Genomic DNA, 14,750 nt, shown 5'->3' on the forward strand with positions numbered 1-14,750 from the left:
TCAGCAACCTGCTTAATATCCCTTCCTCCCTTTCACCCGAAAGGGAGGCACACCAGATTCCTCTCATTTAAAATCGCCCCTCCTCCAGCATCTATACTTATCTTTTTGCTCTATTTTCTCACTGGAGGAGTCATGCGGTGGATCCTGTTCATCCTCTTCTGCCTGCTGGGCGCACCTGCCCACGCGGTATCCATACCCGGCGTTACAACCACAACGACAACGGACTCAACGACTGAACCGGCCCCGGAACCGGATATCGAACAAAAAAAAGCGGCCTATGGCGCACTGGCGGATGTGCTGGATAATGACACCTCGCGTAAAGAGTTGATCGACCAGTTGCGCACCGTTGCCGCTACGCCCCCTGCTGAACCGGTACCAAAAATAGTGCCGCCGACGCTGGTCGAAGAGCAAACCGTGCTGCAAAAGGTCACCGAAGTCAGCCGCCATTATGGTGAAGCCCTTTCCGCCCGCTTCGGGCAACTTTATCGCAATATCACCGGCTCCCCGCATAAGCCGTTTAATCCACAAACCTTCAGCAATGCGCTGACCCATTTTTCAATGTTAGCGGTATTAGTGTTTGGTTTTTACTGGCTGATTCGCCTGTGCGCACTGCCGCTGTATCGCAAAATGGGTCAGTGGGCGCGGCAAAAAAATCGTGAGCGCAGCAACTGGTTGCAGCTTCCGGCGATGATTATCGGGGCGTTTATTATCGACCTGCTGTTACTGGCCCTGACATTATTTGTCGGCCAGGTATTAAGCGACAACCTGAATGCAGGCAGTCGCACCATCGCTTTCCAACAAAGTTTGTTTCTCAACGCCTTTGCCCTCATTGAATTTTTCAAAGCCGTACTACGCCTGATTTTTTGCCCAAACGTGGCGGAGCTGCGCCCGTTCACGATTCAGGACGAGAGCGCCCGTTACTGGAGTCGTCGCCTGAGCTGGTTAAGCAGTTTGATAGGTTATGGCCTGATTGTGGCCGTGCCGATTATCTCTAATCAGGTGAATGTACAGATAGGTGCGCTGGCGAACGTCATCATTATGCTGTGCATGACCGTCTGGGCGTTGTACCTGATCTTTCGTAATAAAAAAGAGATTACCCAGCATTTGCTCAACTTCGCGGAGCATTCGCTGGCCTTTTTCAGCCTGTTTATCCGCGCCTTTGCGCTGGTGTGGCACTGGCTGGCAAGCGCCTATTTTATCGTGCTGTTTTTCTTTTCGTTGTTCGATCCGGGCAACAGCCTGAAATTTATGATGGGTGCAACGGTGCGCAGCCTGGCGATTATTGGTATCGCAGCGTTTGTTTCCGGTATGTTTTCCCGCTGGCTGGCGAAAACCATCACTCTCTCGCCACATACTCAGCGTAACTATCCGGAGCTGCAAAAACGGTTGAATGGCTGGCTGTCGGCGGCGCTGAAAACGGCGCGTATTCTGACAGTCTGCGTGGCGGTAATGTTGCTGTTGAGCGCATGGGGATTGTTCGATTTCTGGAACTGGCTGCAAAACGGCGCGGGGCAGAAAACCGTAGATATCCTGATCCGTATCGCACTCATTCTTTTCTTCTCGGCGGTTGGCTGGACGGTGCTCGCCAGTTTGATCGAAAACCGGCTGGCTTCGGATATTCATGGCCGCCCGCTACCCAGCGCCCGCACGCGTACCCTGCTTACGCTGTTTCGTAACGCGCTGGCGGTGATTATCAGTACCATCACCATCATGATTGTGTTGTCGGAAATCGGCGTCAATATCGCGCCATTGCTGGCAGGTGCCGGGGCATTAGGTCTGGCTATCTCGTTTGGTTCGCAAACGCTGGTGAAAGATATTATCACCGGGGTATTTATTCAGTTTGAAAACGGCATGAACACTGGAGATTTGGTGACTATCGGGCCGTTGACCGGCACAGTGGAACGGATGTCGATTCGCTCCGTGGGCGTACGCCAGGATACCGGGGCGTATCACATCATTCCGTGGTCTTCGATAACCACCTTTGCTAACTTTGTCCGCGGCATTGGTTCGGTGGTGGCAAATTATGATGTTGATCGCCATGAAGATGCTGATAAAGCCAATCAGGCACTGAAAGATGCGGTAGCGGAATTAATGGAAAACGAAGAAATTCGCGGGCTGATTATTGGTGAACCGAATTTTGCCGGGATTGTCGGCTTAAGCAATACCGCGTTTACACTGCGTGTTTCGTTCACCACGCTGCCACTCAAACAGTGGACGGTACGCTTTGCCCTCGACAGCCAGGTGAAAAAACATTTCGACCTGGCGGGCGTTCGCGCGCCAGTGCAGACTTATCAGGTGCTGCCTGCTCCGGGCGCGACCCCGGCTGAACCGTTACCGCCGGGGGAACCAACGCTTTAACGCTGGCGATTGACAAAACGGCGGCGCTGCTCGTCGTTCATAAAGGTCCAGGCAATAAAGCGACTCTGCTTTTGCCCCTGGGCCATCTCTTTTTTAACCACCTTCACCGCGCCCACGTCCGTCAGGGCACGATACAACGGCGGTAAGTTTTCACCACGAGATACCAGTGATGTAAACCACATCACCTGCTTCGCGAAGCCTTTGCTCTCTTCAATCATCTTTTTGATAAAGGTGACTTCACCGCCTTCACACCACAACTCCTGTTGCTGGCCGCCAAAGTTCAGTGCATCGTCTTTGTTCAGCCCCAGGTTACGGCGTTTACGCTCACTACCTGCCCGTGCCGCAGCGGCGGAATCGTGGAATGGCGGGTTACACAAGGTCGCGTCGTATTGCTCGTTTTTATGGATGATGCCGTTAAAAATCGCCCCACTCTCTTTTTGCCGACGCAGACGAATGGCGCGGTTAAGCCCCGGATTAGAACTGATAATCGCCTGCGCACTGCTTAACGCCTGGCTGCTGGTTTCACTACCGGTAAAACGCCAGCCATATTCATGTACGCCAATCAGCGGATAAATACAGTTCGCACCAACGCCGATATCCAGAATGCTGGCATTCGCTGGAATTGTTCCGCTTGCTTCTGCCAGTAAATCGGCAAGGTGATGAATATAATCCGCCCGGCCCGGTACTGGTGGGCAGAGAAAACCGTCGGGGATATCCCAGTTCGCTACGGCGTAAAAATGGGTCAGCAACGCCTTATTGAGCGCCTTCACCGCCAGCGGATTGGCAAAGTCTACGCTTTGCTCCCCGGCGGGTGTAAGCGTGAGGAATTGCCTGAGTTCAGGATTGACCTGACAAAGCGTGGCGAGATCGTAGCGGCTGTGATGACGGTTGCGCGGATGCAACCCCGGTTTCTGGGCGGACATAGCATTCTCCTTTAAGCAGCGGCGTAAGATACCCGCATAACGCGACAGGGTAAATATCTGGCTGCGTTTATCATTCCCCAAAACCTTAACATGGCTATGGTTTATGGCAATTCATCATAAAAATCAGCATTATGCATGTCATTGATTTGTCTTATTTTGTAAAAATATATCGTTCAAAAAATAAGCACATCTCTGTCAATTTTTTGCGTCATTTGCATCGCGCAGGCGACCTACCCTTATCAGGCACTACCCGTCGTATTTATGAGGATGTCATTATGAAAAAGTGCCTCACACTACTGATTGCCACCGTCCTGAGCGGAATCTCTCTCACGGCTTATGCCACGCAACCGATGAGTAACCTGGACAGCGGTCAGCTACGGCCCGCCGGTACCGTTTCGGCAACTGGCGCATCAAACCTAAGCGATCTGGAGGATAAACTGGCAGAAAAAGCGCGCGAACAAGGCGCGAAAGGTTATGTCATTAATTCCGCAGGCGGAAATGACCAGATGTTCGGTACTGCAACCATCTACAAATAACCCCACCAACGTAACTGCATTCGCCTCTGGATGCAGTTTTCGCCTGTTTTGTAATCAAAAAACATCAAATATGAACGCAATGTAAATAAATGTATTTCTTTTTCGCGCAATGGGTGATAGAAAATCGCGCCAAGTGATAATGCTTATCAAAATTATTATCACTTACACGAATACTATCACGAGATTAACAGTGGCATCGCATCCGCAGAGATGCTTTCTCGTGACAGTGAAAACTTAAACATATAAGAAAAAGTCACCTGCTAAATGGAAAACAATCGCAATTTCCCTGCCAGACAATTTCATTCGCTCACGTTCTTTGCCGGTCTTTGTATTGGTATTACGCCTGTGGCACAGGCACTCGCCGCCGAAGGGCAAGCTAACGCGGATGACACGCTGGTTGTCGAAGCATCAACGCCTTCGCTTTATGCGCCACAACAATCTGCCGATCCGAAATTCTCGCGTCCGGTAGCGGATACTACCCGCACGATGACGGTGATTTCTGAACAAGTGATTAAAGATCAGGGCGCAACCAACCTTACCGACGCGCTCAAAAACGTCCCCGGCGTGGGTGCGTTTTTTGCGGGTGAGAACGGTAACTCCACCACTGGCGACGCCATTTATATGCGTGGTGCCGATACCTCTAACAGCATTTATATTGATGGCATTCGCGATATCGGCAGCGTCTCGCGCGACACCTTCAATACCGAGCAGGTCGAAGTGATTAAAGGGCCGTCCGGCACCGACTACGGGCGCAGCGCACCGACGGGCTCGATCAATATGATCAGCAAACAGCCGCGCAATGATTCCGGCATTGACGCCTCCGCCAGTATTGGCAGCGCCTGGTTCCGCCGCGGCACGCTGGACGTCAATCAGGTCATTGGTGATACTACCGCGGTGCGCCTGAATGTGATGGGCGAAAAAACGCACGATGCCGGACGCGACAAAGTCAAAAATGAGCGTTACGGCGTCGCCCCTTCTGTCGCTTTTGGCCTTGGTACAGCGAATCGTTTGTATCTTAATTATCTGCATGTCACTCAGCACAACACGCCAGACGGCGGCATTCCGACCATCGGTTTGCCGGGCTATTCTGCCCCATCTGCGGGAACGGCGGCCCTGAATCATTCCGGAAAAGTTGATACTCATAACTTTTACGGCACGGATTCCGATTACGACGATTCGACCACCGACACCGCCACCATGCGTTTTGAGCACGACATCAACGATAACACCACCATTCGCAATACTACCCGTTGGTCGCGCGTAAAGCAGGATTACCTGATGACGGCGATTATGGGCGGGGCGTCGAATATTACTCAGCCCACCAGCGATGTGAATAGCTGGACCTGGTCACGCACGGCGAATACCAAAGATGTGAGTAATAAAATTCTCACCAACCAGACCAACCTGACCTCGACGTTCTATACCGGTTCTATCGGTCATGATGTCAGTACCGGCGTGGAATTTACCCGTGAAACGCAGACTAACTACGGCGTTAATCCGGTGACGTTACCCGCGGTAAATATTTATCATCCTGACAGCAGCATTCATCCCGGCGGCCTGACGCGCAACGGCGCAAACGCCAATGGTCAGACGGATACCTTCGCAATTTACGCCTTTGATACGCTGCAAATCACCCGTGATTTTGAGCTGAACGGCGGGATCCGTCTGGATAATTATCATACTGAATATGACAGTGCCACCGCCTGCGGCGGCAGCGGACGCGGTGCCATCACCTGCCCAACTGGTGTGGCAAAAGGTTCTCCGGTCACCACCGTCGACACCGCCAAGTCGGGCAATCTGATGAACTGGAAAGCCGGGGCGCTGTATCACCTGACGGAAAACGGCAATGTCTATATTAACTATGCCGTTTCCCAGCAGCCTCCGGGCGGCAACAACTTCGCCCTTGCGCAGTCTGGCAGCGGTAACAGTGCCAACCGCACCGATTTTAAACCGCAAAAAGCCAACACCAGCGAGATTGGCACCAAATGGCAGGTTCTGGATAAACGTCTGTTGCTCACCGCCGCGCTGTTCCGCACTGATATCGAAAATGAAGTTGAGCAAAATGATGACGGAACTTACTCGCAATACGGTAAGAAACGCGTCGAAGGCTATGAGATATCCGTGGCCGGGAATATCACTCCCGCGTGGCAGGTGATTGGCGGCTATACCCAGCAAAAAGCAACCATCAAAAACGGCAAAGATGTTGCCCAGGATGGTTCCTCATCGCTGCCGTATACCCCGGAGCACGCCTTCACCTTATGGAGCCAATATCAGGCAACCGACGATATCTCTGTTGGCGCGGGCGCACGCTATATCGGCAGTATGCATAAAGGTTCAGACGGCGCGGTGGGAACGCCAGCGTTTACCGAAGGTTACTGGGTCGCCGATGCCAAACTGGGGTATCGAGTTAATCGCAATCTCGACTTCCAGCTAAACGTTTACAACCTGTTTGATACCGATTACGTCGCCTCAATCAACAAGAGCGGCTACCGTTATCACCCGGGCGAGCCAAGAACCTTCTTGCTCACAGCCAATATGCATTTCTGATTCAGATGTGGGGCGCAGGCCCCACTTTTTGGAGAAATTGTATGATGTACCACATTCCCGGCGTGTTATCGCCACAGGACGTCGCTCGTTTTCGCGAACAACTGGAACAAGCCGAATGGGTGGATGGACGCGTCACCACCGGCGCACAAGGTGCGCAAGTTAAGAACAATCAACAGGTCGACACCCGCAGCACGTTATACGCCGCCCTGCAAAATGAGGTGCTGAACGCGGTTAACCAACATGCTTTATTCTTTGCCGCGGCCTTGCCGCGTACCCTTTCCACGCCGCTGTTTAATCGCTATCAGAACAATGAAACCTATGGTTTCCATGTGGATGGCGCAGTACGCAGCCATCCACAAAACGGCTGGATGCGTACTGACCTTTCTGCCACGCTGTTTTTAAGCGATCCACAAAGCTACGACGGCGGCGAACTGGTCGTTAATGACACCTTCGGACAACATCGGGTAAAACTCCCGGCAGGCGATCTCGTGTTGTATCCCTCCAGCAGCCTGCATTGCGTGACACCCGTAACCCGCGGCGTACGAGTGGCATCATTTATGTGGATCCAGTCGATGATCCGCGATGATAAAAAGCGCGCCATGCTGTTTGAACTGGACAACAATATTCAGTCGCTGAAAAGCCGCTACGGCGAAAGTGAAGAGATCCTGTCGCTGCTTAATCTTTATCATAATCTGCTGCGGGAATGGTCGGAGATCTGATGCTTGAACTGCCCGAGTTCGTCCCTGGATTAGCTACACTTAACTGTACAAGTATTGATATGGGGAGGTCGATATGGCATCCGGTTGGGCTAACGATGACGCCGTCAACGAACAGATCAACAGTACAATTGAAGATGCGATTGCCCGCGCTCGGGGTGAAATTCCGCGCGGCGAAAGCTTGGATGAATGTGAAGAGTGCGGTGCCCCCATCCCGCAGGCCCGTCGGGAAGCCATTCCTGGCGTGCGCTTATGTATTCATTGTCAGCAGGAGAAAGATTTACAAAAACCAGCTTATACAGGATATAATCGCAGAGGTTCGAAAGACAGCCAGTTACGTTAACTACAACTGGCGAGATGCATAGCGAGTATAATTTGTATTTTGCGTGTCATTCCGTGCCTTTAACGCTGCTGTGACTGCCACGCGGTATAAAACAAGTTCATAAGTACAACAAATAAATGGTTTATCAGTAGGTTAGATATCAATCAATTTATTTGAACAAGGCGGTCAATTCTCTTCGATTTTATCTCTCGTAAAAAAACGTGATACTCATCACATCGACGAAACAACGTCACTTATACAAAAATCACCTGCGAGAGATTAATTATGAAAACTATCAATACTGTTGTTGCTGCTATGGCTCTTTCAACTCTGTCATTTGGCGTGTTCGCGGCGGAACCGGTAACGGCATCCCAGGCACAGAACATGAATAAAATCGGCGTGGTTTCTGCCGATGGCGCATCCACCCTCGATGCCCTGGAAGCGAAACTGGCTGAGAAAGCCGCGGCAGCCGGTGCCAGTGGATACAGCATCACTTCCGCCACCAACAACAATAAATTAAGCGGTACTGCGGTAATTTATAAGTAATTCGTAGGACGGATAAGGCGTTTACGCCGCATCCGGCAACAGATGCCTGATGCGACGCTACCGCGTCTTATCAGGCCTACAAAATCCGAACCGTTGGACGGATCAGGCGTTTACGCTACGTCCAGCACAAGTATTTCCCTGTCTGTTTGCCGACAGACGCATATGCTCTAACCCTCATTGATCCTATGTTACCCTTGTTTGCCCGTCCGCCACTGGACGGGCTTTTTTTTAGCTGGCTAACTGCTGACAGAAAGCCTGCAACGTCTCTTCCGGCATACCAATCTGCCGCGCTGCATCACAAATGGCCTGCCAGCTTCCCGCATCCAGTGGAATCCCCTGCTTCTGCCGTTCGCGACGCGTGTTCACTTCCCACTCGCCCGGTAGCAAAATCGGCTTATCATCATCATGCGGCGAGGCTTTCACCCACTCGGCAAAGGCTTCGGTCTGCGCGTTACAATCCGGCGCGCCGAAGAGTTCCGGGTTGATGATGATAGTGGTCATGCAGTTAAGAATGGCATCGGGACTGGTTTGTAACGTTTCCTGATGCGTCGTTTTACCGCCGGAAAGCGCCCCGCCAAGAATTTCACACATCGCTGCAAGGGCGTAGCCTTTATGTTCGGCAAAGGTCAACAGCGAACCCAACGGCGACTCCTGCATTACCGCCGGATTGGTCGTCGGCACGCCGTTAACGTCAATCAGGCAACCTGGCGGCACGGGGACGCCTTTATGCCAGGCGACGCGGGTTTTGCCAAATGCAATGGCGCTGGTGGCGTAATCAAGCAACAGCGGGAAATTATCTTTACGAGGGAAAACCACACAGAACGGATTGGTGCCAAAGCGGCTGTCGCGACCGTGGAACGGCGCGACCATTGGAATACCGACCACGCTAACAAAGTGGATAGAGACAAACCCCGCCGCTGCACACTGCTCCGCCCAGTAACCGATACGGCCGATATGATGCGAGTTATGTAGCGCCACGGCGGCAATACCGTGCTGATGCGCTTTCTCAATCCCCAGCGCCATCGCTTCATGTGCCGCGACCTGACCAAATGCGCGATCGCCATCGAGCGTGACCGCCGCCCCCGCCTCTTTAACGGTTTTGGCATGATGGTTAATTTGCAGGTGCCCCTGACTCCAGGAGCGTACATAGCTTGGGATCATGCCAATACCATGTGAATCATGCCCTGCCAGGTTTGCCGCGATTAAATGATCGGCAACTAATTTCGCTTCTTGTTCCTCGCTACCCATCTGACGAAATACAGCCTGAATAAAACTGTGCAGCGTCTGAGCATCAAAGCGATGACCACTTTCCATGGTTAACTCCTGTTTATGTTATGTGTTTGTTGTATTTTTATGCTGCACGCCGGGCGTGGGAAGGTCAATAAAGATGCAGGAATTTCATATTGCGGTGGGGTAAAAGCCGGATGACATGGCTCATCCGGCTGAGAAAAGAATTAAAATGCCTGATTAACGCGCGCCAGGCCGTCGCTGATAGTTGCCGCTTCACCCGTAGCCACCAGGCAGCAAGCCATCTGGATTTTCAGCGATTCGGGAATCGGTTCGCTGCCAGCAAGGCAACGCTCAATCCACTGCGCCGTGGTTTCCGGATCTTTTGCTTGTGGCAGTAACTCGCTACCAGCAGTGTCCTGTTTTTCATACAGCACCCGCATCCCTTCACGGTCAATGAGATTGATCTGCGGGCAGCGCTGCGGATTAGCATACACTTCACCTTCAGTACCATGCATTAGTAGCGCCCGCCCGCCGATATCGCTAAAGAACTTCGCGACGCGTCCAATGTATTCCGGATGCGAAACGCTGGAAAGACGCAGCGCCTCACCTTCGGCAAATGGCGTCGCCAGTTTCGCCAGGGTATGTGCACTGTTACGCACGCCCATCCGCCAGCGCATCGCCAGTTGTTTTTCCAGCGGCGGGCAAAACGCGCCGACTGGCATAAACACCGGTTGATGTTCGTCGAGCTTCGCCTGCGCCTGCCCGCCGTGCAACGTTGGCGTAATACCCATCAATTCAAAAATGGTTTCAGTCAGCACGCGGGTTGGATCTTCGCTAACCCCGTGAACCACCACAGGAAAACCGAGTTTGTGCAGGAGAATCGCCAACAACGGCGTCAGGTTGGCCTGTTTACGCGCGCCGTTGTAACTGGGGATGACAATCGGCATCGGCTTGCCTGCTGGCGGCGTCAGCTTGATGGTGTGATTTTGCATGGCTTCGTAAAAGCCGAGCATCTCTGCTTCCCCTTCTCCTTTGATACGCAGCGCAATCAATACGCCGCCCAACTCAAGGTCAGGGACTTCACCATTGAGCATATGAGCATACAGACCGCGCGCAGTATCCCGGTCTAAATCGCGCGCGTGGTTTTTCCCGCGCCCGATCTCTTTAATGATTTTGCGATAGTCCATTTACGACTCCTTACCTGACTCACATCATTAACGCCGCCGACGGCGTGGGGATTTCGTTTTTTCTTTCTTTTTAACTATACCTTCAGGGACTTCCGGTTGCTCTATCGGAAATACCGGTAATGCATCCAGTAGTCGCTTGCCATAATTTTTGGTCAGCAAGCGTTTGTCGTAGATAACCACTTCGCCCCAGCAACCGTGGCTTCGAATCAGTCGCCCAACCTGCTGAATCAGGTTAAACGAGGCGCTCGGCAGGCTTTGCACCTCAAACGGATAGCGGTTGAGGCTTTTCAGCCATTCCCCTTCGGTGATCACCACCGGGCTGTCGATGGGCGGAAAAGCGATTTTGTGGATATGCACCTGGCTGAGCAGATCACCTTTCAAATCAAGCCCTTCGGCAAATGACTGTAAGCCCACCAGCACGCTGCGCTCACCGTTGGCGACGCGTTTGCGGTGCAGTTCAACTAAACGGTAACGCGGCTGATCGCCCTGAACCAGCAACATCAGACGTAAATCCGTCACATAGTCGAGAAAGCGCTGCATCGCCCGTCCGCTGGCAAACAGTACCAACATACCGAGATGTTTTTTGCTCTCCACCTGCTTACGGAAAAAGGCCGCCATTTCGGCAATATGCTGCTCTTCGTTGTCGATGGAAGGCTCAACGCGCATCCGGGGAATAACAATTTTGCCCTGTTCGCAGTGGTTAAAGGGGGAATCCAGCGCCACAAAACGGTCGCCCGCTTTCTCTTTCAGACCACTCATCTCCTGCAAACGCGAAAAACTGTTCAGCGAACGCAAGGTTGCGGAGGTGACAATAATGTGCGGAATACTGCGCCACAGCAGCCTTTCCAGCTGATCGCTGACACGTATTCCCACGCAGTGAAACCAGAGGTGTAGCTGCCCTTCGCGCTCTTCCCGCGTCGCCCATTTGGTCACCGGTGCACCGGAAGATTGCGCCAGCGAAGCCAGCCGCCAGAGTTTGCTTTGCGCCTCGAACATCCCCAACGCGCGGTTCATCTGCAAAATCAACCGATGCAGACGTACAATGTCATGGCTGCCGGTTTTCTCACTTAAATCGTTAAGAAATAACTCCGCCAGGCCACGCAGCATCTCGGTGAGTTTTGCCAGCCGCTGGCAGATCTCCAGCACTTCATCTGGCAGTTCGCCCATCGCAAAACGGTGCTCTGCCTCCTGCCCGGCAGGCATGTAGAGATTGAGAATGTTGTTTAACGAGGCGATAAGCTCATACAACTCTTCACAATGCGCATTCAAACGTTCAGGGATCGCCAGCGGTGGGATGGTCTTCGGGCGAAACTGCTCCATGCAGGTAGCGACCAGTTTCGTGAACAAGTCCAGCTGTAGCCGATACCACGGCGCGGTGATTTCGGCGCTCATCTCAAGCGCATCCCGCGCCACATCCGGCAGGTGATGGCCTTCGTCCAGCACCAGCAGTAAATTTTTCGGGTCAGGCAATACCGCTTCGCTTTCCATCGCCGCCATCACCAGCGCATGGTTTGCCACCACCACTTCCGCTTCCTGAATCTCCCGACGAGCAACAAAAAACGGGCATTCACGATAGTAGTAACAGTTGCGGTTGAGGCAGCTGGCTTTGTCGGTACTTAAACGACGCCAGAGATCGTCATCTATAGCGATATCAGTATGATCGCGCAGACCATCCCATTTATAAGTGTCGAGATCGCCCTTCAGCTTCGCACAACGTTTTTGCTCTTCCTGATTATTTGGCGTCAGTTCGTCGTCAAGAAACGCCAGCAGATCCTGTTGCGTGGGCTCAGTGCTGGCGAGCGCCGTCAGATTACGCGGGCAAACGTAGCGCCCACGCCCAAAAGCGGCAGTGAATTTAAGATCGGGAATGATCTTTTTCAGCAGCGGTAAATCTTTGCTGTAAATCTGATCCTGCAACGCCACGTTGGCGGTACTCACCACCAGCGTTTTTTGCTCTTCGCGGGCAATGGCGATGCCGGGGATCAAATAGGAGAGCGTTTTCCCAACGCCGGTGGGGGCTTCAATCGCCAGATGCCGCCCTTCTTCTCCGGCCAGCGTTTTGGCGACGTCCGCAATCATCTGCCGCTGCGGCGCACGGGGAATAAAGTCGGGGATCTGTTCCTGAAGCGCCTTATACCAGGCGGCAATTTGCGCTTTAAGCGCGGCGGTTAATGCCATGAGAAAACCTGAAATACTGTATAAACAGCCAATATTGTGGCATTTTTCGGTTTTCAGGGGTAATGGTTTTTCTGTTTCTGGAAAGCGGCTCGCAATAACCACCAACATAATGCGGTTTAATGCCCGTTCGAGCACAAAGGATCCAACACGTCATGCAAGACACCATCATAAATTTCTACAGCACCAGCGATGACTACGGTGATTTTTCTAACTTTGCCGCCTGGCCCATCAAGGTTGACGGGAAAACCTGGCCCACCTCAGAACACTATTTTCAGGCACAAAAATTCCTTGATGAAAAATACCGCGAAGAGATCCGTCGGGTTTCTTCCCCTATGGTCGCCGCACGCATGGGGCGCGATCGTTCTAAGCCTCTGCGTAAAAACTGGGAGTCGGTCAAAGAACAGGTGATGCGAAAAGCACTTCGCGCTAAATTCGAACAGCATGCAGAACTGCGTGCGCTCTTGCTGGCAACCGCGCCCGCAAAACTGGTTGAGCATACGGAAAACGATGCTTACTGGGGAGACGGTGGTCATGGTAAGGGCAAGAATCGACTGGGCTACCTTTTAATGGAGTTGCGCGAACAATTGGCTATAGAGAAGTAACGTCTCGGTGGCTTATGGGCGGTAAAACAGATAAATTTTTTCCCGTGTTCTCAAATTGCTGACAAGTGCTTGTTGTGAAATGCCGGATGCGGCGTAAACGCCTTATCCGGCCTACAAAAGCATGCAAATTCAATATATTGCAGAGTTCACGTAGGCCTGATAAGCGTAGCGCATCAGGCAGTTTTGCGTTTGTTCATCAGCCTGATGCCGGGCATAGCCCGGCATAAAAGATTACTGCGCAGCGGCAGGTTTACGCGGACGGCGGCGACGTTGTTGTTCGCCTGCCGGTTTGGCATCGCCGAGGCGGCGAGACGGTTTTTCTGCAGGTTTCGCGCTTGCAGATTTTGCGCCACCTTCCCCACGGCGTGGTTGCTGTTGACCGCGACCACCACCTTGCCCACGACCGCCGCCGCCACGTTGCTGGCGACCGTTCTGGATCGGTTCGGCTTTGATTGACGGGTCCGGCTCATAGCCCGGAATCGCAATGCGCGGGATCTCTTTTTTCAGCAGTTTTTCGATATCACGCAGCAGTTTGTGTTCATCAACACACACCAGCGACAACGCTTCACCGGTAGCAGCCGCACGACCGGTACGCCCGATACGGTGGACATAATCTTCAGGTACGTTTGGCAGTTCATAGTTGACGACGTGCGGCAGCTCTTCAATATCCAGGCCGCGCGCAGCGATGTCAGTTGCCACCAGTACACGAATATCGCCCGATTTAAAATCAGCCAGCGCACGAGTACGCGCACCTTGCGATTTATTGCCGTGGATCGCCGCACTACGGATGCCATCTTTATTGAGCTGTTCAGCCAGATGGTTAGCGCCGTGTTTGGTACGGGTAAACACCAGCACCTGCTGCCAGTTCCCTTTCCCAATCATGTGCGACAGCAATTCGCGTTTGCGTTTCTTATCGACAAAGTGAACGTGCTGGGTCACCTGATCAGACGCGGTATTGCGGCGTGCCACTTCGATTTCCAGCGGGTTGTGCAACAGTTTTTCCGCCAGGGCTTTAATATCGTCAGAGAAGGTCGCGGAGAATAACAGGTTCTGGCGCTTCGCAGGTAGTTTTGTTAACACGCGACGGATATCGTGGATAAAGCCCATGTCGAGCATGCGGTCAGCTTCATCGAGGACGAGGATTTCAACCTGATCCAGCTTCACTGCATTCTGATGTTCCAGGTCCAGCAAACGTCCCGGGGTTGCCACCAGCACATCAACGCCGCCACGCAGTTTCATCATCTGCGGGTTAATACTCACACCACCAAACACCACCAGCGAACGAATGTTCAGGTATTTGCTGTAATCACGGACGTTTTCGCCAATCTGCGCCGCCAGTTCACGGGTCGGGGTAAGAATGAGCGCACGTACCGGACGACGCCCTTTGGCGTGCGGCTGGCGAGTGATCAGGTGTTGCAACAGCGGCAGCGTAAAGCCCGCTGTTTTGCCGGTGCCGGTCTGGGCGCTAGCCATCAGGTCGCGGCCTTCCAGCACCGCAGGGATCGCCTGCTGCTGAATAGGGGTGGGTTCACGGTAACCCTGCTCGGCAACGGCGCGCAGGATATCAGGGCTTAAACCCAAAGAATCGAAAGACATAACTACTCC

Annotated in this window: 13 protein-coding genes; 7 read left to right on the forward strand and 6 right to left on the reverse strand. The window is 52.8% G+C overall.

Translation table 11 applies throughout. The features are described 5' to 3' along the window. Positions 1–132 precede the first annotated feature (132 nt). A complete protein-coding gene (ybiO, locus tag AB4H76_RS15380) occupies positions 133–2,358 on the forward strand; it encodes a mechanosensitive channel protein (protein ID WP_001267253.1) in 2,226 nt (741 codons plus the stop codon). On the opposite strand, the gene rlmF is transcribed toward ybiO, so the two are convergent. Next, positions 2,355–3,281: a 23S rRNA (adenine(1618)-N(6))-methyltransferase RlmF gene (rlmF, locus tag AB4H76_RS15385; protein WP_159189409.1), complete on the reverse strand. Its 927-nt coding sequence runs from the start codon at positions 3,279–3,281 to the stop codon at positions 2,355–2,357. The two genes, ybiO and rlmF, sit on opposite strands and share 4 nt — an antisense overlap. Positions 3,282–3,556: 275 nt before the next feature. Here rlmF and mcbA point away from each other — a divergent pair, with 275 nt between their 5' ends. The 5 genes from mcbA (at position 3,557) to ybiJ (ending at position 7,948) form a co-directional block, all read left to right on the forward strand. Next, positions 3,557–3,817 carry a DUF1471 family periplasmic protein McbA gene (gene mcbA, locus AB4H76_RS15390; RefSeq protein ID WP_032279019.1) on the forward strand — a complete coding sequence of 87 codons (261 nt, stop codon included), beginning with the start codon at positions 3,557–3,559 and terminating at the stop codon, positions 3,815–3,817. A gap of 264 nt (positions 3,818–4,081) precedes the next feature. Continuing rightward, on the forward strand, positions 4,082–6,364 hold the full coding sequence (locus AB4H76_RS15395; RefSeq protein WP_085452637.1) for a catecholate siderophore receptor Fiu: 2,283 nt from the start codon (positions 4,082–4,084) through the stop codon (positions 6,362–6,364). Between the two features lie 41 nt (positions 6,365–6,405). Next, entirely contained in the window at positions 6,406–7,083 is a 678-nt protein-coding gene (gene ybiX, locus AB4H76_RS15400) for a PKHD-type hydroxylase YbiX (RefSeq protein WP_000990177.1), read from the forward strand. A gap of 73 nt (positions 7,084–7,156) precedes the next feature. Continuing rightward, positions 7,157–7,423 carry a C4-type zinc finger protein YbiI gene (gene ybiI / locus AB4H76_RS15405; protein ID WP_000146343.1) on the forward strand — a complete coding sequence of 89 codons (267 nt, stop codon included), beginning with the start codon at positions 7,157–7,159 and terminating at the stop codon, positions 7,421–7,423. A gap of 264 nt (positions 7,424–7,687) precedes the next feature. After that, a complete protein-coding gene (ybiJ, locus tag AB4H76_RS15410; protein WP_000849301.1) occupies positions 7,688–7,948 on the forward strand; it encodes a DUF1471 family protein YbiJ in 261 nt (86 codons plus the stop codon). Positions 7,949–8,050: 102 nt separating this feature from the next. Here ybiJ and ybiE read toward each other — a convergent pair whose 3' ends face one another. From ybiE to dinG, 4 genes are all read right to left on the reverse strand, one after another. After that, positions 8,051–8,110, reverse strand: coding sequence for a protein YbiE (gene ybiE, locus AB4H76_RS15415; RefSeq protein ID WP_211180490.1), 60 nt, complete (start codon positions 8,108–8,110; stop codon positions 8,051–8,053). Between the two features lie 66 nt (positions 8,111–8,176). Beyond that, positions 8,177–9,262 (reverse strand): hydroxycarboxylate dehydrogenase HcXB, encoded by a 1,086-nt coding sequence (gene hcxB, locus AB4H76_RS15420; RefSeq protein ID WP_000443530.1) that lies wholly within the window; start codon positions 9,260–9,262, stop codon positions 8,177–8,179. Between the two features lie 140 nt (positions 9,263–9,402). Beyond that, positions 9,403–10,365 carry a DNA-binding protein YbiB gene (ybiB, locus tag AB4H76_RS15425; RefSeq protein ID WP_000386551.1) on the reverse strand — a complete coding sequence of 321 codons (963 nt, stop codon included), beginning with the start codon at positions 10,363–10,365 and terminating at the stop codon, positions 9,403–9,405. Positions 10,366–10,392: 27 nt separating this feature from the next. Continuing rightward, entirely contained in the window at positions 10,393–12,543 is a 2,151-nt protein-coding gene (dinG, locus tag AB4H76_RS15430) for an ATP-dependent DNA helicase DinG (RefSeq protein ID WP_001340191.1), read from the reverse strand. Between the two features lie 119 nt (positions 12,544–12,662). Between dinG and ybiA the strand changes: the two genes are divergently transcribed. Beyond that, positions 12,663–13,145, forward strand: coding sequence for an N-glycosidase YbiA (gene ybiA / locus AB4H76_RS15435; protein WP_001145126.1), 483 nt, complete (start codon positions 12,663–12,665; stop codon positions 13,143–13,145). Positions 13,146–13,376: 231 nt separating this feature from the next. On the opposite strand, the gene rhlE is transcribed toward ybiA, so the two are convergent. Continuing rightward, complete coding sequence (rhlE, locus tag AB4H76_RS15440; protein ID WP_000007101.1) at positions 13,377–14,741, reverse strand: ATP-dependent RNA helicase RhlE; 1,365 nt, start codon at positions 14,739–14,741, stop codon at positions 13,377–13,379. Positions 14,742–14,750 lie beyond the last annotated feature (9 nt).

Origin of the sequence: Escherichia sp. UTM R2 (assembly GCF_048593455.1) — a bacterium.
Taxonomy (GTDB): Bacteria; Pseudomonadota; Gammaproteobacteria; order Enterobacterales; family Enterobacteriaceae; genus Escherichia; species Escherichia coli.

What these genes read in the sequence shown, in the direction of transcription:
- dinG (WP_001340191.1), bottom strand. Translation starts at nt 12,543, where the DNA reads ATGGCATTAACCGCCGCGCTTAAAGCGCAAATTGCCGCCTGGTATAAG.
- rlmF (WP_159189409.1), bottom strand. Translation starts at nt 3,281, where the DNA reads ATGTCCGCCCAGAAACCGGGGTTGCATCCGCGCAACCGTCATCACAGC.
- ybiJ (WP_000849301.1), top strand. Translation starts at nt 7,688, where the DNA reads ATGAAAACTATCAATACTGTTGTTGCTGCTATGGCTCTTTCAACTCTG.
- hcxB (WP_000443530.1), bottom strand. Translation starts at nt 9,262, where the DNA reads ATGGAAAGTGGTCATCGCTTTGATGCTCAGACGCTGCACAGTTTTATT.
- ybiI (WP_000146343.1), top strand. Translation starts at nt 7,157, where the DNA reads ATGGCATCCGGTTGGGCTAACGATGACGCCGTCAACGAACAGATCAAC.
- ybiB (WP_000386551.1), bottom strand. Translation starts at nt 10,365, where the DNA reads ATGGACTATCGCAAAATCATTAAAGAGATCGGGCGCGGGAAAAACCAC.
- mcbA (WP_032279019.1), top strand. Translation starts at nt 3,557, where the DNA reads ATGAAAAAGTGCCTCACACTACTGATTGCCACCGTCCTGAGCGGAATC.
- ybiA (WP_001145126.1), top strand. Translation starts at nt 12,663, where the DNA reads ATGCCCGTTCGAGCACAAAGGATCCAACACGTCATGCAAGACACCATC.
- rhlE (WP_000007101.1), bottom strand. Translation starts at nt 14,741, where the DNA reads ATGTCTTTCGATTCTTTGGGTTTAAGCCCTGATATCCTGCGCGCCGTT.
- ybiO (WP_001267253.1), top strand. Translation starts at nt 133, where the DNA reads ATGCGGTGGATCCTGTTCATCCTCTTCTGCCTGCTGGGCGCACCTGCC.
- ybiX (WP_000990177.1), top strand. Translation starts at nt 6,406, where the DNA reads ATGATGTACCACATTCCCGGCGTGTTATCGCCACAGGACGTCGCTCGT.
- AB4H76_RS15395 (WP_085452637.1), top strand. Translation starts at nt 4,082, where the DNA reads ATGGAAAACAATCGCAATTTCCCTGCCAGACAATTTCATTCGCTCACG.